This window comes from Kitasatospora azatica KCTC 9699 (assembly GCF_000744785.1).
GTDB lineage: Bacteria > Actinomycetota > Actinomycetes > Streptomycetales > Streptomycetaceae > Kitasatospora > Kitasatospora azatica.
In genome coordinates, this window is record NZ_JQMO01000003.1 from 4,713,403 (window position 1) to 4,737,965 (window position 24,563).

Annotated in this window: 20 protein-coding genes; 13 read left to right on the top strand and 7 right to left on the bottom strand. The window is 71.4% G+C overall.

What is annotated here, in order from left to right; all coding sequences use genetic code 11:
- Positions 1-19 precede the first annotated feature (19 nt).
- From BR98_RS31625 to BR98_RS31635, 3 genes are all read left to right on the top strand, one after another.
- Positions 20-625 carry a cell division protein SepF gene (locus tag BR98_RS31625; protein WP_035850228.1) on the top strand — a complete coding sequence of 202 codons (606 nt, stop codon included), beginning with the start codon at positions 20-22 and terminating at the stop codon, positions 623-625.
- Positions 626-722: 97 nt separating this feature from the next.
- A complete protein-coding gene (locus BR98_RS31630; RefSeq protein ID WP_035850231.1) occupies positions 723-1,013 on the top strand; it encodes a YggT family protein in 291 nt (96 codons plus the stop codon).
- A gap of 49 nt (positions 1,014-1,062) precedes the next feature.
- On the top strand, positions 1,063-2,382 hold the full coding sequence (locus BR98_RS31635; RefSeq protein ID WP_035850233.1) for a DivIVA domain-containing protein: 1,320 nt from the start codon (positions 1,063-1,065) through the stop codon (positions 2,380-2,382).
- A 189-nt stretch (positions 2,383-2,571) separates the two neighbouring features.
- On the opposite strand, the gene ileS is transcribed toward BR98_RS31635, so the two are convergent.
- Positions 2,572-5,700 carry an isoleucine--tRNA ligase gene (ileS, locus tag BR98_RS31640; RefSeq protein WP_035850235.1) on the bottom strand — a complete coding sequence of 1,043 codons (3,129 nt, stop codon included), beginning with the start codon at positions 5,698-5,700 and terminating at the stop codon, positions 2,572-2,574.
- Between the two features lie 614 nt (positions 5,701-6,314).
- Here ileS and BR98_RS31645 point away from each other — a divergent pair.
- The 4 genes from BR98_RS31645 to BR98_RS31660 all read left to right on the top strand — a co-directional run bounded on the left by BR98_RS31645 (position 6,315) and on the right by BR98_RS31660 (position 9,069).
- A complete protein-coding gene (locus BR98_RS31645; protein WP_324606697.1) occupies positions 6,315-6,830 on the top strand; it encodes a TraR/DksA family transcriptional regulator in 516 nt (171 codons plus the stop codon).
- 107 nt (positions 6,831-6,937) lie between these two features.
- Positions 6,938-7,642, top strand: a complete 705-nt coding sequence (gene lspA, locus BR98_RS31650) for a signal peptidase II (protein ID WP_083977220.1) — start codon at positions 6,938-6,940, stop codon at positions 7,640-7,642.
- A 36-nt stretch (positions 7,643-7,678) separates the two neighbouring features.
- Positions 7,679-8,617 (top strand): RluA family pseudouridine synthase, encoded by a 939-nt coding sequence (locus tag BR98_RS31655; protein ID WP_035850238.1) that lies wholly within the window; start codon positions 7,679-7,681, stop codon positions 8,615-8,617.
- Positions 8,617-9,069 carry a GNAT family N-acetyltransferase gene (locus tag BR98_RS31660; protein WP_035850240.1) on the top strand — a complete coding sequence of 151 codons (453 nt, stop codon included), beginning with the start codon at positions 8,617-8,619 and terminating at the stop codon, positions 9,067-9,069. Before BR98_RS31655 ends, BR98_RS31660 begins: the two co-directional genes overlap by 1 nt.
- Positions 9,070-9,091: 22 nt before the next feature.
- Here the strand turns inward: BR98_RS31660 and BR98_RS31665 are convergent, their stop codons facing one another.
- Positions 9,092-10,090 (bottom strand): mechanosensitive ion channel family protein, encoded by a 999-nt coding sequence (locus BR98_RS31665; RefSeq protein ID WP_035850242.1) that lies wholly within the window; start codon positions 10,088-10,090, stop codon positions 9,092-9,094.
- Positions 10,091-10,177: 87 nt separating this feature from the next.
- The gene (locus tag BR98_RS31670) at positions 10,178-10,987 is read right to left on the bottom strand and encodes a neprosin family prolyl endopeptidase (RefSeq protein WP_035850243.1); all 810 of its coding nucleotides are present in this window, start codon (positions 10,985-10,987) and stop codon (positions 10,178-10,180) included.
- 126 nt (positions 10,988-11,113) lie between these two features.
- On the opposite strand from BR98_RS31670, the gene BR98_RS31675 reads away from it, so the two are divergent.
- The 4 genes from BR98_RS31675 to BR98_RS31690 all read left to right on the top strand — a co-directional run bounded on the left by BR98_RS31675 (position 11,114) and on the right by BR98_RS31690 (position 16,744).
- Positions 11,114-12,433, top strand: coding sequence for a helix-turn-helix domain-containing protein (locus BR98_RS31675; RefSeq protein ID WP_035850245.1), 1,320 nt, complete (start codon positions 11,114-11,116; stop codon positions 12,431-12,433).
- Positions 12,434-12,502: 69 nt separating this feature from the next.
- Entirely contained in the window at positions 12,503-15,229 is a 2,727-nt protein-coding gene (locus BR98_RS31680; protein WP_035850246.1) for an alpha/beta fold hydrolase, read from the top strand.
- Positions 15,226-16,101, top strand: a complete 876-nt coding sequence (locus BR98_RS31685) for an ABC transporter permease (RefSeq protein ID WP_035850248.1) — start codon at positions 15,226-15,228, stop codon at positions 16,099-16,101. Before BR98_RS31680 ends, BR98_RS31685 begins: the two co-directional genes overlap by 4 nt.
- A gap of 58 nt (positions 16,102-16,159) precedes the next feature.
- Entirely contained in the window at positions 16,160-16,744 is a 585-nt protein-coding gene (locus BR98_RS31690) for a dienelactone hydrolase family protein (protein WP_035850250.1), read from the top strand.
- Between the two features lie 11 nt (positions 16,745-16,755).
- Here the strand turns inward: BR98_RS31690 and BR98_RS31695 are convergent, their stop codons facing one another.
- On the bottom strand, positions 16,756-17,454 hold the full coding sequence (locus tag BR98_RS31695) for a hypothetical protein (protein ID WP_157538009.1): 699 nt from the start codon (positions 17,452-17,454) through the stop codon (positions 16,756-16,758).
- Positions 17,455-17,534: 80 nt separating this feature from the next.
- Positions 17,535-21,083: a DNA polymerase III subunit alpha gene (gene dnaE / locus BR98_RS31700; RefSeq protein WP_035850254.1), complete on the bottom strand. Its 3,549-nt coding sequence runs from the start codon at positions 21,081-21,083 to the stop codon at positions 17,535-17,537.
- A gap of 122 nt (positions 21,084-21,205) precedes the next feature.
- Between dnaE and BR98_RS31705 the strand changes: the two genes are divergently transcribed.
- Positions 21,206-21,781 (top strand): Uma2 family endonuclease, encoded by a 576-nt coding sequence (locus BR98_RS31705; protein WP_035850256.1) that lies wholly within the window; start codon positions 21,206-21,208, stop codon positions 21,779-21,781.
- 79 nt (positions 21,782-21,860) lie between these two features.
- Here BR98_RS31705 and BR98_RS31710 read toward each other — a convergent pair whose 3' ends face one another.
- A complete protein-coding gene (locus tag BR98_RS31710; RefSeq protein WP_035850258.1) occupies positions 21,861-22,583 on the bottom strand; it encodes an RDD family protein in 723 nt (240 codons plus the stop codon).
- A 95-nt stretch (positions 22,584-22,678) separates the two neighbouring features.
- Entirely contained in the window at positions 22,679-23,569 is an 891-nt protein-coding gene (locus BR98_RS31715; RefSeq protein ID WP_035850259.1) for a LysR family transcriptional regulator, read from the bottom strand.
- 72 nt (positions 23,570-23,641) lie between these two features.
- Between BR98_RS31715 and BR98_RS31720 the strand changes: the two genes are divergently transcribed.
- The gene (locus tag BR98_RS31720) at positions 23,642-24,535 is read left to right on the top strand and encodes a dihydrodipicolinate synthase family protein (RefSeq protein WP_035850261.1); all 894 of its coding nucleotides are present in this window, start codon (positions 23,642-23,644) and stop codon (positions 24,533-24,535) included.
- The last annotated feature ends 28 nt before the right edge of the window (positions 24,536-24,563 follow it).

Below are 24,563 nucleotides of genomic sequence, written 5' to 3' on the forward strand. Positions count from 1 at the left end.
CAGAGCGGAGGACAGGAGCATGGCCGGCGCAATGCGCAAGATGGCGGTCTACCTCGGCCTCGTGGAGGACGAGACGTACGACGGCCAGGGTTACGACCCGGACGACGACTACGACACGGACCCCGAGCCGATCCGGACCGGGCGGACCGAGGACATTCCACGGCCCGCAGCCCCCACGCCCCCGGCGCAGGTCGCCTCGATCGCGCCCCAGCCGGTGCCGGCCGCCGTGCCGATCCGGCAGGAGCCGCCGCGGATGGCCCCCGTGTCGTCCATCACACCCGAACGCCGTCAGAACCTGGAGAAGAGTGCCCCGGTGATCATGCCCAAGGTCGTGAACGAGCGGGAGCCCTACCGCATCACCACGCTGCACCCGCGGACCTACAACGAGGCCCGTACCATCGGGGAACAGTTCCGCGGCGGGACCCCGGTGATCATGAATTTGACCGAGATGGACGACACCGACGCGAAGCGCCTCGTAGACTTCGCCGCTGGACTCGTCTTCGGTCTGCACGGCAGCATTGAGCGGGTGACGCAGAAGGTGTTCCTGCTGTCTCCTGCTAACGTCGATGTCACGGCGGAGGACAAGGCTCGGATCGCCGAGGGTGGGTTCTTCAACCAGAGCTGACCCGGCCACGACGCCATGTGTGGACCTGATGGACAGTGAGTGACCAAGCAGTCTTCAGATCAAGCAGGGCCGGAAGAAACTGGGAGAGGGATACCCGATGGGGATCGTGGGGGCAGTGCTCTATTACGCACTGACCGTCTTCCTGGTGATTCTGCTGTTCCGCCTGGTCATGGACTGGGTCTTCCAGTTCGCCCGCTCGTGGCGTCCCGGCAAGCCCATGGTGGTGGTCCTGGAGGCCACGTACACTGTCACGGATCCGCCACTCAAGCTTCTTCGGCGGTTCATCCCGCCGTTGCGTCTCGGGGGCGTGGCGCTCGACCTGTCCTTCTTCGTACTGATGATCATTGTGTATGTCCTGATCTCGCTCGTGCAGCGTCTGCCGTGGTGAGCGATGCGGCAGGATGCCAGTGTGCCGACGATCACGTTGAGGTGAAGAGATGCCGTTGACCCCCGAGGACGTTCGGAACAAGCAGTTCACGACCGTCCGGCTGCGCGAAGGCTATGACGAGGACGAGGTCGATGCCTTCCTCGACGAGGTCGAAGCCGAGCTGACCCGCCTGCTGCGCGAGAACGAGGACCTGCGGGCCAAGCTCGCCGCCGCGACCCGGGCCGCCGCGCAGAACCAGGCGAACATGCGCAAGGAGCAGCCGCAGGACGGCCAGCGCCCCGGCGCTCCCGTGCCCGCCGCCATATCCGGCCCGCCGGTTCCCGGCCAGCAGCAGGGCCCGGGACAGCAGCAGCCGCAGCAGGGCCAGGGCGGTCAGCTCCAGCTCCCGCCCGGTCAGGGCATGCCGCAGCAGCAGGGCCAGATGCCCGGCCAGGGCGGCCAGCTCCAGCCGATGCAGCAGGGCATGCCGCAGCAGCAGGGCGCTCCCATGGGCCAGATGCAGCCGCAGATGGGCACCATGGGCGGCCAGCAGCAGCTGGTGCAGCCGATGGGCGGCCAGATGCTGCAGCCGATGGGCAACCCCATGCAGCAGCAGATGCAGCAGCAGATGGGCACCATGGGCGGCCAGCAGCAGCTGGCTCCGATGGGCGGCCCGATGCAGCAGCAGCTCGGCGGCCCGCTCGGCGCCCCGATGCAGCAGCAGCAGGGTCCCGGTGGCGACAGCGCCGCCCGGGTGCTCGCCCTCGCCCAGCAGACCGCCGACCAGGCGATCTCCGAGGCGCGGTCCGAGGCCAATAAGATCGTCGGCGAGGCCCGCAGCCGCGCCGAGGGCCTGGAGCGCGACGCCCGCGCCAAGGCCGACGCGCTGGAGCGGGACGCGCAGGAGAAGCACCGTGTCGCGATGGGCTCGCTGGAGTCCGCCCGCGCCACGCTGGAGCGCAAGGTCGAGGACCTGCGTGCCTTCGAGCGCGAGTACCGCACCCGCCTGAAGTCCTACCTGGAGACCCAGCTGCGCCAGCTGGAGTCGCAGGCGGACGACTCGCTGGCCCCGCCGCGGATCCCGGCCACCGCCTCGCTGCCGCCGGCCGCGTCCTCGATGGCCTCCACCGGTGCCCCGTCCTTCGGGGGCCAGTCCTCCTTCGGCGGCGGCAACCCGTCCTTCGGTGGCAACCAGTCCTTCGGCAACGGCAACGGCCAGCCCTCCTTCGGTGGCCAGCCCTCGGGCAACGGCGCGCCGCAGATGGCCCCCGCCGGCATGACCCAGCCGATGGCCGCGGTCCGCCCGCAGCCGCCGCAGCCCATGCAGCCGATGCAGCAGGCTCCGGCCCCGATGCGCGGCTTCCTGATCGACGAGGACGGGGACAACTAAGTCCTCGATCCCGAAAGGCCCCCGACCGCTCCGCGGTCGGGGGCCTTCGCACGTGCCGAGCCATCGCGCGTTTCCAGCCATCGCGCTTCCGGGCCTGCGCGCTTCCCGTGGTGGAGCGCGCACGAAACGGTGGTGGGGTGCCCGCCACGCGCTCAGCGCGCGGCGGACACCCCACCACCGTTCAGGCCGCTACGCCTTGCGCAGCTGGAAGGTCAGGCCCAGGCCCTCGTCCGTGAAGCTCTCCGACTCCCAGTCGGCCGCGCCCTGGGCGAAGTCGGTGGCCAGCACCTCTTCCGCGACCAGCGGGCCGTGCTCCGTGACGGATGTCACAGTCTCCGGCTCGGCCGACTGCCAGCGCAGCACGATCCGGTCCGAGACGTCCAGGCCGGAGTTCTTCCGGGCCTCCTGGATCTGGCGGATCGCGTCACGCGCGATGCCGAGCAGCTTGAGCTCGGGGGTGATCGCCAGGTCGAGGGCGACGGTGGCGCCGGACTCGTTGGCGACGGCCCACCCCTCGCGCGGGGTCTCGGTGATGATCACCTCGTCCGGGGAGAGCGCGATCGTCTCGCCGTCCAGCAGCACCGAGGTCTCACCCGAGGCCCGCAGCTCGGCGGCCAGCACGGCGGCGTCGGCGGCCGCGACCGCCTTCGCCACCTCCTGCACGCCCTTGCCGAAGCGCTTGCCCAGCGCGCGGAAGTTGGCCTTGGCGGTGGTGTCGACCAGCGAGCCACCCACCTGCGCGAGCGACTCCAGCACTGAGACGTTGAGCTCCTCGGCGATCTGCGCCCGCAGGTCGGCCGGCAGCTCCTCCCAACCCTGAGCCGCGATCAGCGCGCGGGACAGCGGCTGACGGGTCTTCACCCCGGACTCGGCGCGGGTCGCCCGGCCGAGCTCGACCAGTCGGCGGACCAGCGCCATGTGCCGGGACAGGTCCGCGTCGATCAGCGCCTCGTCCGCCACCGGCCAGGAGGCCAGGTGCACCGAGGCCGGGGCCTCCGGGGTGACCGGGACCACCAGGTCCTGCCAGACCCGTTCGGTGATGAACGGGGTGAGCGGGGCCATCAGCCGGGTGACCGTCTCCAGCGCCTCGTGCAGGGTGGCGAGCGCGGCGGCGTCGCCCTGCCAGAAGCGGCGGCGGCCGCGCCGGACGTACCAGTTGGACAGGTCGTCCACGAAACCGGAGAGCAGCTTGCCGGCCCGCTGGGTGTCGTAGGCCTCCAGCGCGGCGTCGGTCTCCCGCACCAGGGTGTTCAGTTCGGAGAGCACCCAGCGGTCGAGCTGCGGCCGCTCGGCCGGGGCGGGGTCGGTCGCGGACGGCGCCCAACCGGCCGTGCGCGCGTACAGCGCCTGGAAGGCGACGGTGTTCCAGTAGGTGAGCAGTGTCTTGCGCACCACCTCCTGGATCGTCCCGTGCCCGACCCGGCGGGCCGACCAGGGCGAGCCGCCGGCCGCCATGAACCAGCGCACCGCATCGGCGCCGTGCTGGTCCATCAGCGGGATCGGCTGCAGGATGTTGCCCAGGTGCTTGGACATCTTCCGGCCGTCCTCGGCGAGGATGTGGCCCAGGCAGACCACGTTCTCGTAGGAGGACTTGTCGAAGACCAGGGTGCCGACCGCCATCAGCGTGTAGAACCAGCCGCGGGTCTGGTCGATCGCCTCGGAGATGAACTGCGCCGGGTAGCGGCTCTCGAACAACTCCTTGTTCTGGTACGGGTAGCCGTACTGCGCGAACGGCATGGAGCCCGAGTCGTACCAGGCGTCGATCACCTCGGGCACCCGCACGGCGGTGCCGGAGCACTCGCGGCAGGCGAAGGTGACCTCGTCGATGAACGGGCGGTGCGGGTCCAGCCCGCTCTGGTCGGTGCCGGTCAGCTCGCTGAGCTCGGCCAGCGAGCCGACGCAGGTGAGGTGGTTCTCCTCGCAGCGCCAGATCGGCAGCGGGGTGCCCCAGTAGCGGTTGCGGGAGAGCGCCCAGTCGATGTTGTTGTTCAGCCAGTCGCCGAACCGGCCGTGCTTGACCGTCTCCGGGTACCAGTTGGTCGCCTCGTTCTCGCGGATCATCGCGTCCTTGACGGCGGTGGTCCGGATGTACCAGGACGGCTGCGCGTAGTAGAGCAGCGCGGTGTGGCAGCGCCAGCAGTGCGGGTAGCTGTGCTCGTACGGGAGGTGACGGAACAGCAGGTCGCGGGCCTTGAGGTCGGCGACCAGCGCCTCGTCGGCCTTCTTGAAGAAGACCCCGCCGACCAGCGGGACATCCGCGGCGAAGGTGCCGTCCGCCTCGACCGGGTTGACCACCGGCAGGCCGTACTTGCGGCAGGTCGCGAGGTCGTCGGCGCCGAAGGCGGGCGCCTGGTGGACGATGCCGGTGCCGTCCTCGGTGGTCACGTAGTCGGCGTTGAGGACGTAGTGCGCGTCCTCGATCTCCACCAGGTCGAACGGGCGGCGGTAGGCCCAGCGCTCCATCTCGGCGCCGGTGAAGGACTGCCCGGTGGGCTCCCAGCCCTCGCCGAGCGCCTTGCCGACCAGCGCCTCGGCGACCACCAACTGCTCGGTGCCGTCGGTGGCGACCACGTAGGTCACCTCCGGGTGCACGGCCGCGGCGGTGTTGGAGACCAGGGTCCAGGGGGTGGTCGTCCAGACCAGCAGCGCGGCCTGGCCGGCCAGCGGGCCGCTGGTCAGGGGGAAGCGGACGAAGACCGAGGGGTCGACCACGGTCTCGTAGCCCTGGGCCAGCTCGTGGTCGGACAGGCCGGTGCCGCAGCGCGGGCACCAGGGGGCCACCCGGTGGTCCTGGACCAGCAGGCCCTTGTCGAAGATCTGCTTGAGCGACCACCAGACCGACTGGATGTACGACGGGTCCATGGTCCGGTACGCCTGGTCGAGGTCGACCCAGTAGCCCATCCGCTCGGTGAGCTTGACGAACTCGTCGGTGTGCCGGGTGACCGACTCGCGGCACCTGGCGTTGAACTCGGCGATCCCGTACTTCTCGATCTCCGGCTTGCCGGAGAAGCCCAGCTCCTTCTCGACGGCCAGCTCCACCGGCAGGCCGTGGCAGTCCCAGCCGGCCTTGCGGGCCACGTGGTAGCCCTTCATGGTCCGGTAGCGCGGGAAGACGTCCTTGAAGACGCGGGCCTCGATGTGGTGCGCGCCGGGCATGCCGTTGGCGGTCGGCGGACCCTCGTAGAAGACCCACTCGGGCCGGCCCTCGGACTGCTCCAGGCTGCGCTGGAAGACCTTCTGGTCCCGCCAGAAGCTGAGGATGCCATGCTCGAGGACGGGGAGGTCGACCTGGGCGGGGACGGGGTTGTACGTGGTCACTGTGCCTCCGGCGGATGCGTGGACTGGCTTCCGACGGAGGGACGAGACGCGACCAGCCGTCCCGCGGTACCACCCTCCTTGACCGCCGCGAACTGCCGACGGCCCACTCCTTGGGCTTTGCGACCGGTTCTACTGGGCCCCTCGAAAGGGGCCGTTCTTCCGGCGGCTCCGGGGTGATCTTCCCGCCGCGCACACCCCCGGGCTCACACCGTCCCCGGGTCGCTCAAGGCTGCGTGCGTCGGTACTCGTCCCATCTGCGCCTTGCCGGCCCAGTCTATAGGGATCGCGCAACCGGATTGGGCCACCGCGCGCATCCGCGCTGAGCTGGGCGGCTGCCATGCGGTTAGCCGCTGGTGATCTGGGCACAACCTTGGCAATGCCCAGGCACGGGATGTATTGGCGGCTGCCCGAGTGGGATCGGCGAGTGGCATCGGTATGTCCCGTTGTGACCGGATTCGATCAGGATTATCGTTCCGGCACCAGAGGCCGACGGGAACCGTCGGCCGGAGTCATTCGTAGATGGGGTCGAAGCCATGGCTGAGAAGGCAACGGGCGCGGGTACCGTCACCAGGCGGATCCGGAAGGCCGTGGCAGGCGACCAAGGGGAGGGTTCCGTGACCACGACACGGCGGAAGACCAGCACCACCACCGGACGCGGCGCGGCCACCAGCCGTAACCACACTCCCGCCGGGACGGGCGCCCGCGCGGCGGCCGCCGGCGCCGAGTCGGTGGACCCGGCCGAGCTGCCGGTCCGCCCGGGGGAGGACCCGTGGACGGCGGCCGAGGTCGCCGAGGTGCACGCCGAACTGAACAGCGAGCTGGTCCGGCTGCGCGAGGAGATCGAGGCCGCCGAGGCCGCGCTCACCGGCCTGATGCGCGACTCCAACGACGGCGCCGGCGACGACCAGGTGGACGCCGGGACCAAGAACATCAACCGGGAGAGCGAGCTCTCGCTGGCCAACAACGCCCGCGACATGCTCGACCAGACCGAGCGCGCGCTGGCCCGGCTGGAGGGCGTCGGCTTCGGCGTCTGCGAGTCCTGCGGCCAGGCGGTCGGCAAGGCCCGGCTGCAGGCCTTCCCGCGGGCCACCCTCTGCGTCGCCTGCAAGTCCAAGCAGGAACGCCGCTGACCCGCTGCCCGACGGGTTCGGAACGAGCCGGGGTCGAGCCGGTGCGGCTGTCACGTGCCGTACGCTCGACCCCGTAACGTCGGCCCCCTTTTCGGCAAGCGGAGCGGATCATCACTACGCCAGGTTCCCCCCAACCTCACACGCAGGACGAGCTGACCGAGCCCACCGAGCCCGCCTCGGCCGACCTGCCCGCCGCTGAGGCCCCCGCAGCCGAGGCGCCCGGGGCGAGCGCGGCCGACGGCGGCCGGGCGGCGCTGCGTCGTCGCCGGCTCGGGGTGCTCTTCTCGGTGGCGCTGTTCGCCTACCTGATCGACCTGGGCAGCAAGCTGCTGGTGGTGGCCAAGCTGGAGGGCCGCTCGCCGATCCGGATCATCGGCGACGTGATGACCCTGCAGGTGATCCGCAACCCCGGTGCCGCCTTCGGCATGGGCCAGACCATGACCATCGTCTTCACCCTGATCGCCGCCGCGGTGATCGTGGTGATCTGGCGGATCTCCCGCCGGCTCTACAGCCTGCCCTGGGCGATCGCCCTCGGCCTGCTGCTCGGCGGTGCCTTCGGCAACCTGACCGACCGGCTGTTCCGGGCCCCAGGGGTGCTGCGCGGCCATGTGGTGGACTTCATCTCGGTCCAGCACTTCGCGGTCTTCAACCTCGCCGACTCGGCCATCGTCTGCGGTGGCGTGCTGGTGGTGCTGCTCTCCTTCCGCGGCAGCAACCCCGACGGCTCCACCCACCGCACCGCGGCGGCCCCCGTCGAGGAGTCCGCCGCGGTCCCCGCCGAGGAGTCCGCCGAGTCCGCCAAGGACGAGTAGCGCTGGGGCGCTGCGGACTACGGCATACTCGTACGGGTGAGTACCGCAGCGCAGATCCGCACCCTTCCCGTACCGGACGGCCTCGAGGGCGAGCGTCTCGACGCCGCCCTGGCCCGGATGTTCGGCTTCTCGCGGACCAAGGCCGCCGAGCTGGCCGCCGACGGGAAGGTCCGGATCGACGGCTCCACCGTCGGCAAGTCCGAGCGGGTGACCGCCGGCGCCTGGCTGGAGGTCGAGATCCCGGCCCCCGCCGCCCCCGTGCAGATCGTCCCGCAGCACGTCGACGGCATGCGGATCGTCCACGACGACCAGGACATCGTGCTGGTCGACAAGCCGGTCGGGGTGGCCGCCCACCCGAGCCCCGGCTGGACCGGCCCGACCGTGATCGGCCACCTGGCCGCCGCCGGCTACCGGATCTCCACCTCGGGCGCCGCCGAGCGCCAGGGCATCGTGCACCGGCTCGACGTCGGCACCTCCGGCCTGATGGTGGTCGCCAAGTCCGAGCGCGCCTACACCGACCTCAAGCGCCAGTTCCACGACCGGATCACCGAGAAGCGCTACCACACCCTCGTCCAGGGCCACCCGGACCCGATGAGCGGCACCGTGGACGCCCCGATCGGCCGGCACCCCAGCTCGGACTGGAAGTGGGCGGTGACCCGTGAGGGCAAGCCCTCGATCACCCACTACGACCTGATCGAGGCCTACCGGGCCGCCTCGCTGCTCGCGATCAAGCTGGAGACCGGCCGCACCCACCAGATCCGGGTGCACATGTCCGCGCTGCGCCACCCCTGCGTCGGCGACCTGACGTACGGCGCCGACCCGACGCTGGCCAAGCGCCTCGGCCTGACCCGCCAGTGGCTGCACGCCGTCTCGCTCGGCTTCGAGCACCCGGCCGACGGCGAGTGGGTGGAGTTCTCCAGCGAGTACCCGCAGGACCTGCAGAAGGCGCTGACGATCATCTCGGCGGAGAGCTGATGGAGATCCGCGTGGTCGCCTCGGCGGCCGACTTCGCGCTGGCCAAGCAGGTGCGGCGGGACGTCTTCGTGGTGGAGCAGGAGATCCCCGAGGAACTGGAGTACGACGAGCTCGACGCCACCTCCACGCACCTGCTCGCGGTCGCGGCCGACGGATCGCCGGTCGGCACCGCGCGGCTGATCGGCAGCGCCGAGGCGTACCGGCTCACCGGTGTGGTCGGCCGGGTGCTGCTCGGCCGGCTCGCCGTGGTCAAGGCCGCGCGCGGTACCGGTCTCGGCGCCGCGCTGGTGCGCGCCGTCGAGGCGGCCGGGCGGGAGCTGGGCGCCGAGGAGTGCGAGCTGCACGCACAGGTCCAGGCGCTGGGCTTCTACGAGCGCCTCGGGTACGTCGCCGAGGGGCCGGTCTACGACGACGCGGGGATCCCGCACCGCACGATGGTGCGCGCGCTCTAGTCCTCGCTCCGGTCTTCCCGCTCTAGTCCTCGTTCGTCCTGATCCGCGGGAGTGCCTCCGGGTGCTCCTCGCGCAGGTAGGCGATCAGGTCCTCGCGCACGGTGCAGCGCAGCGCGAAGGTCTCGTCCGGGCTGCGGGCGGTCATCGTCGCCCGTACCAGGATGGTGCTCGGCGTGCTGTCGACCACCCAGAGCGCCCACTCCGCGCCGTCCCAGTGCGTGCTGCCCGCCAGGGTCCGGCGCAGCCGCTCGCGCAGGGCGGGCACCGGCGTCGAGTGGTCCAGGTGGAGCAGCACGGACGCGAGCAGACCCGGGTCCTTGCGGGTCCAGTTCTCGAACGGCTTGCTGACGAAGTACGAGACCGGCACGATCAGCCGCCGGTAGTCCCAGAGCCGGACCACCAGGTAGGAGAGGGTGATCTCCTCCACCGTCCCCTGCTGCGCCTCCATCACCACGGTGTCGCCGATCCGGACCGTGTCGCTGAAGGCGATCTGCAGCCCGGCGAAGAAGTTCCCCAGGGTGCCCTGCGCCGCGACGCCCGCGACGATGCCGATGATCCCCGCCGAGGCCAGCAGGCTGGCCCCGATGGTGCGCGCGGCCTCGAAGGTCAGCAGTATCACCGCGATGGTGACCACCGCGATCAGCGCGCCGACCACCCGGCGCAGCATCCCGATCTGGGTGCGCACGCGCTGCAGCCGCGCCGGGTCCTCGGTGGTGCTCTCGTAGCGGGCCAGCACCGCTTCCAGCACGGCCGCCGTGATCCTGACGATCAGCCAGCCGGTGCAGGCGATCAGCAGCAGGAACACGCTGTGCCGCACGTCCCCGGTGAGCAGCCGTGGCGCCGCGAGCAGCAGGCCGGCGACGGCCACCAGTTGCAACGGGATCCGGCAGCGCCGCAGCAGTGCCCAGACCGGCGAGCCGGGGTGGCGGGCGCCGGCCCGCTGCAGGGCCTGGTCGACCAGCCACCCGACCGCGAGGGTCGCGGCGGCCACCGCGAGCAGGGTCAGCAGGAGCCGGAGCACAGGGCCACGATACGCGCCAGAACCGGACAAACCGTCACATCGCCGATCGGCTGTCCGTGCTGATCGGGTGTCTGTGCTGATCGGCTGTCAGCAGGCGCCGCTGCCCGCTCCGCCGAGGTGGAAGGAGGTCGCGGTGCCCCGCCCGGCGTCGTAGAGGCCGGGGCTGGTCGCGGAGACGGTCAGCTGCGGATCGTCGGTGGAGTCGGCCAGCTGGAACTCGTCGATCCAGGAGGAGCCGCGCGCGGCGCCGGTCAGCCCGTTGCCCATGTCCTCGCAGGTCGCGCCGTCGGCGTGGGCGACCTCGCCGAAGGCGGTGATGGTCTGGGCCCTGGTGTAGGAGCCGTTCCAGAGCGAGCCGGGGAAGTAGCCGACCGGCTGGCTGTTGTAGAAGAGCCACCAGTCGCCGCCGAAGTTCTGGATCGCGAACCGGGCGGCGGCGCCGGTCCGAACGGCCATGCCCGGCTTGACGGTCCGCGAGACCTGGACGAAACCGCAGCCGTTGTAGCAGCTCTCGGCGCCGTCCACCCAGTGGTAGACGAACAGGTGCGGGCGCAGGTCGCCGTTGAGGCCCAGGTCGACGGTCCAGCCGATCTCCACGGTGGACTTCTGGTCGGCCGACTGCAGCGCCAGCTCCTGGAGCGAGTGCGACTGGGTGTCGCCCGGCTTGACCTCGGGCGAGGCCTGCAGCATCCGGATCGAGGCGCCGGCGGCGTCGGTCTTCTGACGCCCCGAGACGTAGTCGTAGCAGGCGCCGAACCAGCAGACCGGGCCGGTGGTGGCGGTGGCCGCCGGCGGCAGGGGGGCCCGCGGGGCCGGTGAAGCGGCCTGGGCGGTGGGGGCGAGGGCGAGCAGGCCGAGGGTGGCGGAGAGGGCGAGGAGGGTCGCGGATATGCGCATGGAGGGCTCCGGGTGGGGGATTAAGCGCTGATGTAACCTCACTTACGGCGCGAGTTAAGCTAGCCCCGCCACCTGGGCGGCGCAATACCCTGAACCGTCGTCATTTCCCTTGCCGTGGAGGGCAGCATGGAGTCCGTCGGCCAACGAGTGCTGAGGCTGCGCACCGAGCGCAGCCTGACCCAGCGAGCCCTGGCCGAGCCCGCGTACACCGCGGCCTACGTCTCCACCGTCGAGTCCGGCAAGGCACGCCCCTCGGAGGCGGCGCTGCGGCACTTCGCGGACCGACTGGGCGTCAGCGCCGAGGAGCTGGCCACCGGGCAGCCGGCGCACCTGGCCACCGACCTGCGGCTGCGGCTGACCGACGCGCGGCAGGCACTGGCGAGCGGTGACGTCTCGGGGGCGGCCGGGTCCTTCGCGGAACTGGCCGAGGAGGCGCGGGGCCACGCACTCGTCAGCGAGCAGGCCACCGCTCTGACCGGCCTGGGTGAGTGCGCCCTGGAGACCGGCGACCTGGACCAGGCCATCTCCTCCTTCCAGGCCGCCGAGGAGCTGCTCGCCGCTGCCCCGCTGCCGCGGCGGATCACCGCCCTGCGCGGCCGCGCGGTGGCGCACCTGCTGGCCGGCGACCTGCGCTACTCCTGCTACCTGCTCGAGACCGCCATCGACCAGCTCAACGCCGCCGGCCTGCCCGATCCGGCCGCGCTGCTCCTCCTCTACTCCACCGTGATCGCCCCCTACATGGACATGGGCGCCCAGGCCCGGGCCGCCCACGCCGCCTCGCTCGCCCTGGCGCTCGCCCCCCAGGTGGACGACCCGGCCCTGGTCGCCCGGATGCACCGGGGCGTCGCCCGCACCCTGCTGGCCGAGGGCCGGGCCGCCGAGGCCGACGCCTCGCTGGCACGCGCCCAGGAGCTCTACCAACAGCTCGACCTGCGCACCGAACTCGCCCACTGCCACTGGATGCGCGGCTACCTGCGCTCCCAGGACGGCGACACCGCCCAGGCCGAGCGCGAACTGCGCACCGCCCGCGAACTGCTGGCCCGCCCGCGCCCCACCCTGTACACGGCGCAGCTGGACGTCGAACTGGCCGACGTCCTGCGCCGCCGGGGCCATGCCGACGAGGCCTCCCGGCTGCTCACCCAGCTGACCGTCACCTGCGGCCCGGTGCATGCCGCCGCCGCCCACCGCCTGCTCGGCCTGATCGCCGAGGACCACGGCGACCTGGTCGTGGCGGAGTCGCAGTACCGCACCGCCCTCACCCTGCTCGATCAGCTCGGCGCCAACGGCGACCTGGCCGACCTGTGCCGCCTGCTCGGCGACCTGCTCCGCCGGACCGGCCGTACCGAGGCGGCGCTCGACGTCTACCGCACAGGGCTGGGGCACCGGGCCGCGCCGGGGACCACGACGCTGGGGCCGGCGCCCGCGGAGCCGTTGGCGCACCTTTGAGGGGCGCCGGCCCTTGCGCGCCCGATGTGCTTAACCAGCCTTTAGGGGCCACGGATAGGATCACTCTCCGTGGACCTTCGCGGACGACTCAAACTGACGCGACGTCGGGTACTGGCCGCTGGGCTGGCGCTGAAGGCTGTCGTGGGGCTCGGCACGGCGGCGGTCGCGTTCGGGGGTGAGCAGGCGGTCCGGGAACAGGACCAGTTCCTCGCGATGCCCGAGGCGCCCGGCAGCAGCGCGCAGGTGTCGATCGACACCTCCTTCTTCACCACCGGCAGCGCGCCGAGGCCTGCCGTCCTGCTCGCGCACGGGTTCGGTGGCAGCAAGACCGACGAGGTGGGGGAGGCCAAGAAGCTCGCGCGCTCCGGGTACGCGGTGCTGACCTGGTCGGCGCGCGGGTTCGGGAAGTCGACGGGGAAGATCGGGCTCAACGCACAGGACGGCGAGGTGCAGGACCTCAAGCACCTGGTGGACTGGCTGGCGCAGCGGCCCGAGGTGCAGTTGGACGGACCGGGGGATCCGAAGGTCGGGATCACCGGGGCGTCCTACGGCGGCGCGATCTCGCTGCTCGGGGCGGCGGCGGATGCGCGGATCGATGCGATCGCGCCGGTGATCACCTGGTGGGACCTGTCACAGGCGCTGTTCCCGCAGAACGTGCAGGGCGGTTCGCCGGCTGACGGGGTGTTCAAGAAGCTCTGGGCCGGGATCTTCTTCACCTCGGGGTCGGCCGGGGATCTGACCGCCTCCACCACCGGCAAGCCCGCCAAGTCCGCGCCCGCGAGCGGCCCACCGGGCTGCGGTCGGTTCACCGACGAACTCTGTGCGATGTACAACCGGGTGGCCACCGCCGGGCGCCCCGATCCGGACGCGGTGGCGTTGCTGCGAAAGTCGAGCCCGTCGACTTTCGCGTCGAGCATCAAGGTCCCCACCCTGGTGGTCCAGGGCCAGCAGGACTCGCTCTTCCCGCTCGACCAGGGCGACCGGATGGCCAAGGCGATCGCCGCCAACGGCGCGCCGGTCTCGGTGGACTGGTTCGCCGGCGGGCACGACGGCGGCACCGAGACCAGCGACCGGGTGGACGGCCGGATCACCGCCTGGTTCGACCATTACCTGAAGAAGGACGGGGCTGACACGGGACCGGCCTTCCGGGTCACCCGCACCGGCGGGGTGGACTCCACCGGCTTCCAGGCGGTGCTGCGCGGCGCCGACGCGGACCAGTACCCCGGCCTGGGCGGGACGCAGACCCGCGAGGTCCAGCTGACGGGAAGTCAGCAGACCGTCTCGAACCCGCCCGGCGGCGCGCCCCCCGCGATCTCCACCGTCCCCGGCCTCGGCGCCCTCGCACAGGCCTCGCAGCTCGGGCTCGGGCTCTCGATCGACTTCCCCGGCCAGTCGGCCACCTTCGACTCGGCACCCCTGTCGAGCGGCCTGCAGCTGACGGGAAGTCCGACCGTCAGGATCCAGGTGCAGTCCGACCGCCCGGACGCCGTGCTCTTCGCCAAGCTCTACGACGTGGGCCCCGACGGCAAGCAGACGCTGCCGCAGCAACTCGCCGCCCCGGTGCGGGTCGGCGACGCGGCGACCATCACCCTCCCCGCCGTCGACCACGCCTTCCCCGCCGGCCACCGCCTGCGCCTGGTGCTGGCCGCGACCGACCTCGCCTACGCCTCGCCCGCCGAGCCGGCCACCTATCACCTGGCGGTGGCCGGCCCGCTGGTCGTCCCCACCGTGCCAGGACTGCACACCGAAGCGACCCCGCTGCCCGCTCGTACCTGGGTGCTGCCGCTGGTGGCGCTCGCCCTCGCGGCGCTGCTCCTGCTCACCGCCCGGCGGCGCCGCGCGATGCCGCCGCCCGACCCGGCCCTGGCCGAGGTCCCCCTGCAGATCACCGGCCTGAGCAAGCGCTACAAGGGCGCCACCGACCGCTACGCCGTCCAGGACCTCGGCTTCCAGGTGGAACGCGGCCAGGTGCTCGGCCTGCTCGGCCCCAACGGCGCGGGCAAGACCACCACCCTGCGCATGCTGATGGGCCTGATCCGCCCGGACGAGGGCGAGATCCGGATCTTCGGCCACGCCGTCCGCCCGGGCGCGCCGGTGCTCTCCCGGGTCGGCGCCTTCGTGGAGGGCGCCGGCTTCCTGCCGCACCTGTCCGGGCGCGCCAACCTGGAGCTCTACTGGCGCAGCACCGGTCGCCCGGCCGCGGACGCGCACCTCGAGGAGGCGCTGGAGATCGCCGACCTCGGCGAGGCCCTGGAACGCGCCGTGCGCACGTACTCGCAGGGCATGCGCCAGCGGTTGGCGATCGCGCAGGCCATGCTCGGGCTGCCGGACCTGCTGATCCTGGACGAGCCGACCAACGGGCTCGACCCGCCGCAGATCCGCGAGATGCGCGAGGTGATGATCCGCTACGCCGCGGCCGGGCGGACCGTCATCGTCTCCAGCCACCTGCTCGCCGAGGTGGAGCAGAGCTGCACCCATCTGGTGGTGATGGACCGCGGCCGGCTGGTCACCGCGGGCGAGGTGGCCGAGATCGTCGGCGGCGGCGAGCTGCTGCTGGTCGGCACGCCCGCCGAGTTCGGACCGGACGAGCTGGCGGCGGCCGCCGAGAAGCTGGGCCAGCTCGCCGGGGTCGCCGAGGCGGAGGTGGCCGGGCACGGCCTGCTGGTCCGGCTGGACGGCCTGACGGCCACCCAGCTGATCGCCGAACTCGTCCGGATGGACGTCCCGGTGGAGCGGGCCGGTCCGCACCGCCGCCTGGAGGACGCGTTCCTCTCGCTGATCGGAGGCGCCTCGTGACGACCGCCCAGTTCCGGCCCCGGGCCGAGCCCGACGACCGGGCGGCCGGCTACCGGCCGCAGCACACCCTGCCGCTGCGGGTGGAGGCGCTGCGCCAACTTCGGCGCCGGCGCACCCTGATCATCGCGGCGGTGCTCTTCGCGATGCCGTTCATCGTGCTGGCGGCCTTCCAGATCGGCGGCATGCCGAGCCGGGCCGACCGCACCACCTTCATCGAGCTGGCCACCGCCTCCGGGCCGAACTTCGCGGCCACCATGCTCTTCATGGGCACCGGGTTCCTGTTGGTGATCCCGGTCGCGCTGTTCTGCGGGGACACCGTGGCCGCCGAGGCGGGCTGGTCCTCGCTGCGCTACCTGCTCGCCGCGCCGGTGCCCCGGGCTCGGCTGCTGGCCCGGAAGCTGACCGTCGGCCTGCTCTTCTCGGCGGCCGCGATCGTGCTGCTGCCGCTGGTCGGACTCGGGGTCGGCACCGCCGCCTACGGCTGGGGCGACCTCAAGCTGCCCACCGGCGGCAGCCTGTCCGGCGCCGAGGCGCTGCCCCGGCTCGCCATCGCGGTGGGCTTCATCATCCTCAGCGAGCTGGTGGTGGCGGCGCTGGCCTTCTACCTCTCCACGGCCACCGACGCGCCGCTCGGCGCGGTCGGAGGGGCGGTCTTCATCTCGATCATCACCGGGGTGCTGGACGCCATCACCGCCCTGGGCGGTCTGCGCGAGTGGCTGCCCGCGCACTGGCAGTACGCCTGGGCGGACGCGCTGCAGCCGCAGCTGGAGTGGGGCGGCATGGTGCAGGGCGTGTCGGTCTCGCTGTCCTACGCGGTGATCCTGCTGGCGCTGGCCTTCCGGGGCTTCGCGCGCAAGGACATCGTGTCGTAGTAGCGGGTGCGTTGGGAGAGGATGGGACGGTAGCGACCCGAACAACGACGGAGAACCCGTGGCCCAGATCCTCCTCCTCCACTCCGCCTACGGCCTGCGCCCGGCCGTGCACGCGGCCGCCGACCGGCTCCGGGCGGCCGGGCACCAGGTGCACCTGCCCGACCTGTACGACGGCCGGCTCTTCGAGACCGTCGAGGAGGGCATGGCCTACCGCGAGGAGGTCGGCACCGACGAGCTGCTCCGACGGGCCGTCAGCGCGGCCGCCCCGCTGCTCACCCCGGGCACCCGCCTGGTCTACGCGGGCTTCTCGCTCGGCGGCGCGCTGGCGCAGAACCTGGCGCTCGCCGATGAGCAAGCGCTTGCTCTGCTGCTCCTGCACGGCACCTCGGACGTGCGCGACGAGGCGAGCACCGAGATCCCGGTCCAGCTGCACGTGGCCGAGCCCGACCCGTTCGAGACCGAGGACTGGCTGAACGCCTGGTACCTGCGGATGCGCAAGGCCGGGGCGGACGTCGAGGTGCACCGCTACCGCGGGGCCGGCCACCTGTTCACCGACCCCGAGCTGCCGGACTACGACGCCGAGGCCGCCGAGCGGACCTGGGCGGTCGCGCTCGACTTCCTCCGCGAGGTGGAGCGGGGCTGACGGGAGGTCGGTCAGCGGACGGGCGGGTATCCGTACGGTGGCTGGGCAGGCGGCGGCGGGACGTTGTAGCCAGGCGCCGCCCGCGGCACGTCCTGCGGCGGCATCGGGGGAGCGAACGGCGGCTGGGCCGGGGCGGCGAACGGCGGCGCCGGAGCGGCGGCGAACGGTGGCGCGTACCCGCCGCCGAAGTCCTGCCGCGGGGCGGACTTCATGGTCGAGGCGACCACCAGCGCGAACACCAGCCCGAGCAGGACCTGCACGGCGAGGTCGATGGTTCCCCACATGACCGGCCAGGCCGGGGTGGTGAGGTAGTGCCAGCCGTTCTCGTCGGTGCCGGTCGAGATCAGGAACCCCGCGATCCCGTACGCGTTGGTCAGCAGCAGCACCGCCCCGGCCGCGCGGATCCAGCCGCGGCCGCCGATGGCCGCGATGATCATGGTGATCAGGGCGAGGCAGGTGGCCGTGTCGCTCGGGCCGAAGAGGAAGGGCGTCTGCACCAGCCGCAGCTCGCTGAGGTGCCCGAAACCGAACGAGTACGGCAGCATCTTCGCGCCCACCTGGCTCAGGTCGATGCCCAGGATCGTCAACTCCAGTGCCAGGACGACCATCATGATCACCGCCAGCCCGGGCAGCGCTGCCGCCCGGCTCCTGGCCCGGGGCGGGCCTGGTACCGGGGCGAACCCTCCGACAACGGGCGGGCCGTAACTCATGTCTCCCCCTCCGGGCGGCGCGGTCCGTGGCGTCTCCACAACCCGTCGCGGGCCGAGACTAGCGCCCCGGCCGCACAGTGTCAGGCGCTCCAGGCGGACGGCCCGAGCAGCGTCTTCACCTCGCTGGCGAAGGCGGTGTCCGGGTTCACCAGGAAGCCCAACTCGTAGAGCACGTCCTTCTGCCGACTGGTGGTCAGCAGCCGCACCGGCACATCGCCGGGGTGCGCCCGCAGGGTGGCCTTCAGCTCCCGGACCATGTGCGCGGTGACCTTCGGGTAGGGCACGGTGATCTGCACCGGCGGCTTGCCGCCGTGCTCGGCCGCGGAGATGTCCAGCGTGGTCAGCTCCTGGCCGAAGATGGACAGCGCGCCGTCCCGCTCGTTCAGCCGGCCGCGGACCGAGACCACGTTGTCCTCGACCATCTGGTCGGCCATCAGGTTGTAGGTGGCCGGGAAGAAGAGCACCTCGACCGAGCCGTCACGGTCGGCCAGGGTGATGATCGCCCAGGCGTTGCCCGCCTTGTTGATCCGCCGGTCCACGCCGGTGATCAGCCCGGACAGCCGCACCTCGCCCTCGGTCCGCCCGGAGCCCATCAGTTCGGCGATCGAGATGTCGCGGTTGCGGGCCAGGATGTGCTCGGCGCCGTCCAGCGGGTGGCTGGAGACGTACAGGCCGAGCATCTCGCGCTCCAGGCTGAGCAGTTGCTTGCGCGGCCACTCCCGGTCGGTCAGCTCGAAGTCCAGGCCGATGGTGGGCGTGTCGGCGCCGGTGTCCAGCGCGCCGAACAGGTCGTCCTGCCCGATCGCCTGCTGCTTCTTGACCCCGGTGACGGCGTCGATGGCCTGCTCGTGCACCGCGACCAGCGACTGGCGGGTGTGCCCGAGCGAGTCGAAGGCGCCGGACTTGATCAGCGAGTCGACGGTGCGCTTGTTGCAGGCGACCAGCTCGACCTTGTCCAGGAAGTCCGCGAAGGAGGAGTACTTGCCCTTCTCCTTGCGGGTCTTGATCAGCGACTCGATCACCGGGACGCCGACGTTGCGCACCGCCTTGAGGCCGAACCGGACGTCGGTGCCGACGGCGGTGAAGTCGACCACCGACTCGTTGACGTCGGGGGAGAGGATCTTGATGCCCATCGCCCGGCACTCGGCCAGGTAGACGGCCATCTTGTCCTTGTCGTCCGCCACCGAGGTGAGCAGGGCGGCCATGTACTCGGCGGGGTAGTTCGCCTTGAGGTAGGCGGTCTGGTACGAGACCAGGCCGTAGGCGGCCGAGTGCGATTTGTTGAACGCGTAGCCGGCGAACGGGACCAGCACGTCCCAGACCGCCTGGATCGCCTCGTCGGAGTAGCCGCGCTCCTTGCAGCCCGCGTGGAAGGGGACGAACTCCTTCTCCAGGACTTCCTTCTTCTTCTTGCCCATCGCGCGGCGGAGCAGGTCTGCCTGTCCGAGCGAGTAGCCGGCCAGCACCTGGGCGGCACGCTGCACCTGCTCCTGATAGACGATCAGGCCGTAGGTGGGGCCGAGGACCTCCTTGAGCGGCTCCTCCAACTCCGGGTGGATCGGCAGGATCTCCTGCTGGGCGTTCTTGCGCAGCGCGTAGTTGGTGTGCGAGTTCATGCCCATGGGGCCGGGGCGGTACAGGGCGGAGACGGCGGAGATGTCGGCGAACTCGGTGGGCTTCATCAGCTTGAGGAGCGCTCGCATGGGGCCGCCATCGAGCTGGAAGACGCCCAGGGTGTCACCGCGGGCCAGCAGTTGGTACGTCGTCGGGTCGTCGATCGGAATGTTCTCGATGTCGATGTCGACACCTCGGTTGGCCTTCACGATCTTGATGCAGTGGTCGATGATGCCCAGGTTCCGCAGCCCCAGGAAGTCCATCTTGATCAGGCCCATGGCTTCGCACGACGGGTAGTCGAAGCCGGTGATGATCACGCCGTCCTTGTCCCGCATGTGCAACGGGATCAGGTCGAGCAGTGGTGTCGAGGAGAGGATGACGGCCGCGGCGTGCACGCCGGTGCCGCGGATCAGGCCCTCGATGCCGATGCCGGTGTCGATGATCTTCTTGACGTCCGGCTCGTTGGCGTACATCGTGCGGATCTCGGTGCCCTCGTTGTAGCGAGGGTGCTTCTCGTTGAAGAGGTCCGCGAGCGGGACGCCCTTGCCCATCACGTCCGGCGGCATCGCCTTGGTGATCCGGTCGCCCATGGCGAAGGGGTAGCCGAGGATGCGGCTGGAGTCCTTGACGGCGGCCTTCGCCTTGATGGTGCCGAAGGTGTTCACCTGGGCGGTGTAGGCGGCGCCGTACTTCTCGGTGACGTAGCGCACCATCTGGTCGCGCTGGCGGTCGTCGAAGTCGATGTCGACGTCCGGGGGGTTGATGCGCTCGGGGTTGAGGAAGCGCTCGAAGAGGAGATCGTGCTCCAGCGGGTCCAGCTGGGTGATCCCGGTGAGGTAGGAGACCATCGAGCCGGCCGCCGAACCACGGCCGGGGCCGACGGGGATGCCGTTGTCCCGCCCGTACTGGCAGATGTCGGCGACCACGAGGAAGTAGGCGTCGAACCCCATGGGGGTGATGACGCCCATCTCCAGCTCGACCCGGTCCAGCACCTCCTGGCTCGGGTTGTCGCCGTAGCGCTTCTGCAGACCGATCTCGATCTTCTTGCGCAGGTAGGAGGCCTGGGTCTCGCCCTCGGGCACGTCGAACTGCGGCATCCGGTCGACGTAGTCGAAGACCTCGTCGTACGGCTGGATCCGGTCCGCGATCAGCAGCGTGTTGTCGCAGGCCTCGGGCAGCTCCCTGAAGAGCTCGCGCATCTCGGCGGGCGTCTTGATGTAGTAGCCGGAGCCGCCGAACTTGAGCCGGTTCGGGTCGTCCTTGTTCTTGCCCGTGCCGACGCAGAGCAGGTTGTCGTGCGCGTCGGCCTGGTCCTCGGTGACGTAGTGCGAGTCGTTGGTGGCCAGCAGCGGGAGACCGAGCTGCTTGCCCAGCCGCAGGAGGTCGGCACGGATGTCCCGCTCGATGGACAGGCCGTGGTCCATCAGCTCGAGGAAGAAGTTCTCCTTGCCGAAGATGTCCCGGTAGGTGGAGGCGGCCTCGATCGCCTCCTCGTACTGGCCCAGCCGCAGGCGGGTCTGCACCTCGCCCGACGGGCAGCCGGTGGTGGCGATGATCCCCTTGGCGTGCTGGGCGAGCAGCTCGCGGTCCATCCGGGGCTTGGTGTAGTAGCCCTCCATGGACGCGAGCGAGGAGAGCTTGAAGAGGTTGCGCAGACCGGAGGCGTTCTCCGCCCACATGGTCATGTGCGTGAACCGGCCGCCACCCGAGACGTCCTTGCCGCCCTCACCGTCCGTGTTCGCCGGCCGCTTTCCGCCCGGCGACCAGAACACCTGCTTCTTGTGGAAGCGGGACTCCGGAGCGAGGTATGCCTCGATGCCGATGATCGGCTTGACCGAGCTGCCCTTGGACTTCTGGAAGAACTCGTAGGCACCGAACATGTTGCCGTGGTCACTCATGGCGATGGCCGGCATGCCCTGCCGCTCGACCTCGGCGAACAGCTTGCTGTTCTTCGCCGCCCCGTCGAGCATCGAGAACTCAGTGTGGACATGCAGGTGCACAAAGCCGTCGGGCACAGGGGATCTCCTCATTCACCACCGGGGGCTCTCCACCCTAATGCGTTCGGACCCGGCCCCCGGTCGGCCCGCCGCGGGTACCGTTGGGCGAGGCCGAGGACCAGAGGCAGAGGAGGTGACCGATGAGCATCTCAGCCGATCACCGCCCACAGATGAGCGCGGAAGAGTTCGAGGAGCTCGCTGCTCACGCCCCCGAGACCGTCACCTTGGAGTTCATCGACGGGAAGATCGGGGTGAAAGCGGTGCCCGATGGTGACCACGGGGCGATCATCATGTGGCTGCTGAGGCGGTGCATGCAGAGCCGCCCGGAGCTGGACCTGCACATCGAGCAGGGGCTGCTGGTGGAGGCCTACCGGTCGGGCCATGCCCGCCCGGACGGGGTCCTGGCACCGATCGCGCATTTCGCCGGGCAGGGGGAGTGGGCCGACCCTGACGGTGTGCTCATGACGGTCGAGATCACCTCCTACGATCCGGACACCGACCGACGGGACAGGGTCGAGAAACCGGCCGCGTATGCGGCGGCAGGTATCCCCGTGTACCTGCTGATCGACCGGGACAGCTGTGACACGGTGATCCACAGCGAGCCGGAGGGCGGGAAGTACCGCAGCATCCGGTCGTACGACTTCGGGGTGGAGTTCGTGATCCCCGAGCTGGGGATCCCGCTGGAGACCGAGATCCTCAAGAGTTTCGTTCGCTGATCCTCGGCACCTCGCGCTGATCCTCAGCATCTCGGCCCCGACGCGCGGTGCGTCGGGGCCGAGTCCGTGCGGGCCTGACTCAGGCCTCCTTGACCACCACGGTCTTGCCGGCCTTGTCGTGGAAGCACTGCTGCAGCGGCTTGTCCCAGAGCAGGGACAGCACGTTGACCAGGGCGAACAGCGAGCCGACGCAGTAGACGGCGGAGGGCAGGCCGTAGACGGCGGAGCGGGCCCACAGCTCGTTGTCGGTGGGGCGGCCGCCGTGGGCGGCGGAGACCACGCGGATCTTCATCGCCTTCTTGCCGATGGTCTGCTGGCCCTGGGTGATCATCATCAGGGCCTCGTAGCCGAAGACCACGACGGCGCCGATGACGCCCGCGACGATCCCGTTGGTGGCCGCGGCGATCATGAACTGGACCAGGATCAGCGGGATCAGCAGGACGCCGAAGTCGATCAGCCGGGCCAGGAAGCGGTCGCCGGGGGTGGCCAGCGGGAGGCCGGCCGGGGTCGGTGCGCCGTAGGGGTACTGCTGGCCGTAGCCGGGCTGCGGCTGCTGCGGCTGCTGCGGGTAGCCGTAGGGCTGCTGCGGCTGCTGGGGCGGCACGCCGTAGCCGGGCGGCGGGGGCTGCTGGCCGTAGCCCGGCTGGTCGTAGGGCTGGCCGTAGGGCGGCTGCTGCGGCGGTACGCCGTACCCGGGCTGCGGGTCGTAGGGCCCCTGGGGCACGCCGCCCTGCGGGGGCTGCTGGCCGTAGGGGTTCTGCGGATCCGACGGGTAGCCGTACCCAGGTTGGTTAGTGCTCATCAATCCCGCTCACGTGGTGGTGAATTGTCCTCGACTGTGCTACCCGAATTTCTATCCGGACAGACCGTCAGCGGGATAGGGCGGGGGGCCAACTGTTACCCGAACCGCACAGATCCGCTGCCGGTGGCCCGGCGCACCGCTGCCGTGAAAGCGGTGATCCCCGGGTGCCCGGCCGAGCCCTGGCGGAAGGCGACGGCGGTTCGCCGCGCCATCGCCAGCTTCCGCAGCCGTACCCCCACCGGCGGTTCCCGCAGGCCGAGTTCGGGCACCAGGGCGACCCCCTGCCCGGCCGCCACCAGGGCGAGCACGGTGCTGAAGTCGTCGGCGCGGTGCCGGATCCGGGGCAGGAACCCGGCGGCCTGGCAGGCGCGGATCGCCATCGCGTGGCAGAGCGTGCCGTGGGTGGCCAGGATCCACGGATCTTCGCGGTGGTCGGCCAGCAGGCCGCTCGACGGCGTGGTGGACGCCAGGTACATCGCCTCGGCGAAGAGCGGCTCGCGCTGGATGCCGGGCTCGGGCGGGGCAGGCACGAAGTCGTAGTCGTGCACCAGGGCGACGTCCAGCTCGCCGGACCGCAGCAGGTCGGCGACGCCGGCCGGGTCGACCTCGGCCACCATCGGCTCCAGTTCGGGACAGTCGCGGGCCAGCGCGACCAGCGCGGGCGGGATCACCACCCGGGCGGCGGACGGGAAGGTGCCGATCCGCAGCGGTCCGGACGGGCCGCTGCGGGCCTCGGCCAGCTCGGCGGCGGCCTGCTCCAACTGGGCCAGCACCGCCTCGGCATGGCCGACCAGCCGCAGCGCGGCCGGGGTGAGCGCCACCCGGCGGCCGGTGCGCTCCAGCAGCGCCACCCCCGCCTCGCGCTCCAGCGCGGTCAACTGCTGGGAGACGGCGGACGGGCTGAAGGCCAGCGCCTCGGCGACGGCCGCGATGGTGCCGCGGTGGGCGAGTTCGCGCAGCAGGCGCAGGCGACGGACATCGAGCATCAGCTCAGCTTACGGGTTGCATCACCAATGCGAACTGGACCTGAACGATCGGGCTGCGGCAAGGTCGACGGCATGGACACGCTGCAGGGCATCTACGTTCCGCTGGTCACCCCGTTCACCGCCGACGGCGAGCTCGCGCCCGGGGCACTGGAGTCGCTGGCGCACTCGATCCTGGCGGACGGCGCGGCCGGGCTGGTCGCGCTCGGCACCACCGGCGAGCCCGGGGCGCTGGAGCCGGCCGAGCAGGCCGAGGTGGTGCGGATCTGCGCCCGGGTCTGCCGGGAGCACGGCGCCGCGCTGCTGGTCGGAGCCGGCGGTGGCTCGACCCGGGCGGTGGCGGCGGCGCTGGCCGGGCTCAAGGAGGTGCCGGAGGCGGTGGCCGCGCTCACCCTGGTGCCGCCGTTCGTCCGGGCCGGGTCGGCCGGCGTGCTGGCGCACTTCCAGGAGCTGACCGCGCACAGCCCGGTGCCGCTGATCGTCTATCACGTCCCGTACCGCACCGGCCAGCAGCTGGACGCAGCGACGCTGGCCCGACTCGCCGCACTGCCCGGAATCGCCGGGGTCAAGTACGCCGCCGGCGGGATCGACGCGGACACCGTGGCGCTGCTCGGCGCCGCGCCGGACGGCTTCGCGGTGCTGGCGGGGGACGACGCGGTGCTCTCCCCGCTGCTGGCGCTCGGCGCGACCGGCGGCATCCTGGCCTCCGCACACCTGGCCACCGACCGGTTCGTGGAGCTGCTGGAGGCCTGGCGGGCGGGGGAGGCGACGCGGGCCCGGGAACTCGGACACCGGCTGGCCGCGCTCTCGGCAGCGTGCTTCGCCGAGCCGAACCCGGCCGTGGTCAAGGGCGTGCTGCACGCCCAGGGCCGGATCCCGAGCCCGGCGGTGCGGCTGCCGCTGCTCCCGGCGGGCCCCGAGACGGTGGCGGCGGCGCTGGCCCGGGCCGCCGAGCTGTCCACCTGGTGAATGGCCTGCCGGTGGAGAACCGGTGAAC

Bases quoted from the DNA above. Each gene is read 5' to 3' on its own strand.
- BR98_RS31625 (WP_035850228.1), top strand. From the start codon at position 20: ATGGCCGGCGCAATGCGCAAGATGGCGGTCTACCTCGGCCTCGTGGAG.
- BR98_RS31630 (WP_035850231.1), top strand. From the start codon at position 723: ATGGGGATCGTGGGGGCAGTGCTCTATTACGCACTGACCGTCTTCCTG.
- BR98_RS31635 (WP_035850233.1), top strand. From the start codon at position 1,063: ATGCCGTTGACCCCCGAGGACGTTCGGAACAAGCAGTTCACGACCGTC.
- BR98_RS31660 (WP_035850240.1), top strand. From the start codon at position 8,617: ATGGAGATCCGCGTGGTCGCCTCGGCGGCCGACTTCGCGCTGGCCAAG.
- BR98_RS31670 (WP_035850243.1), bottom strand. From the start codon at position 10,987: ATGCGCATATCCGCGACCCTCCTCGCCCTCTCCGCCACCCTCGGCCTG.
- BR98_RS31675 (WP_035850245.1), top strand. From the start codon at position 11,114: ATGGAGTCCGTCGGCCAACGAGTGCTGAGGCTGCGCACCGAGCGCAGC.
- BR98_RS31695 (WP_157538009.1), bottom strand. From the start codon at position 17,454: ATGAGTTACGGCCCGCCCGTTGTCGGAGGGTTCGCCCCGGTACCAGGC.
- BR98_RS31705 (WP_035850256.1), top strand. From the start codon at position 21,206: ATGAGCATCTCAGCCGATCACCGCCCACAGATGAGCGCGGAAGAGTTC.
- BR98_RS31710 (WP_035850258.1), bottom strand. From the start codon at position 22,583: ATGAGCACTAACCAACCTGGGTACGGCTACCCGTCGGATCCGCAGAAC.
- BR98_RS31715 (WP_035850259.1), bottom strand. From the start codon at position 23,569: ATGCTCGATGTCCGTCGCCTGCGCCTGCTGCGCGAACTCGCCCACCGC.
- BR98_RS31720 (WP_035850261.1), top strand. From the start codon at position 23,642: ATGGACACGCTGCAGGGCATCTACGTTCCGCTGGTCACCCCGTTCACC.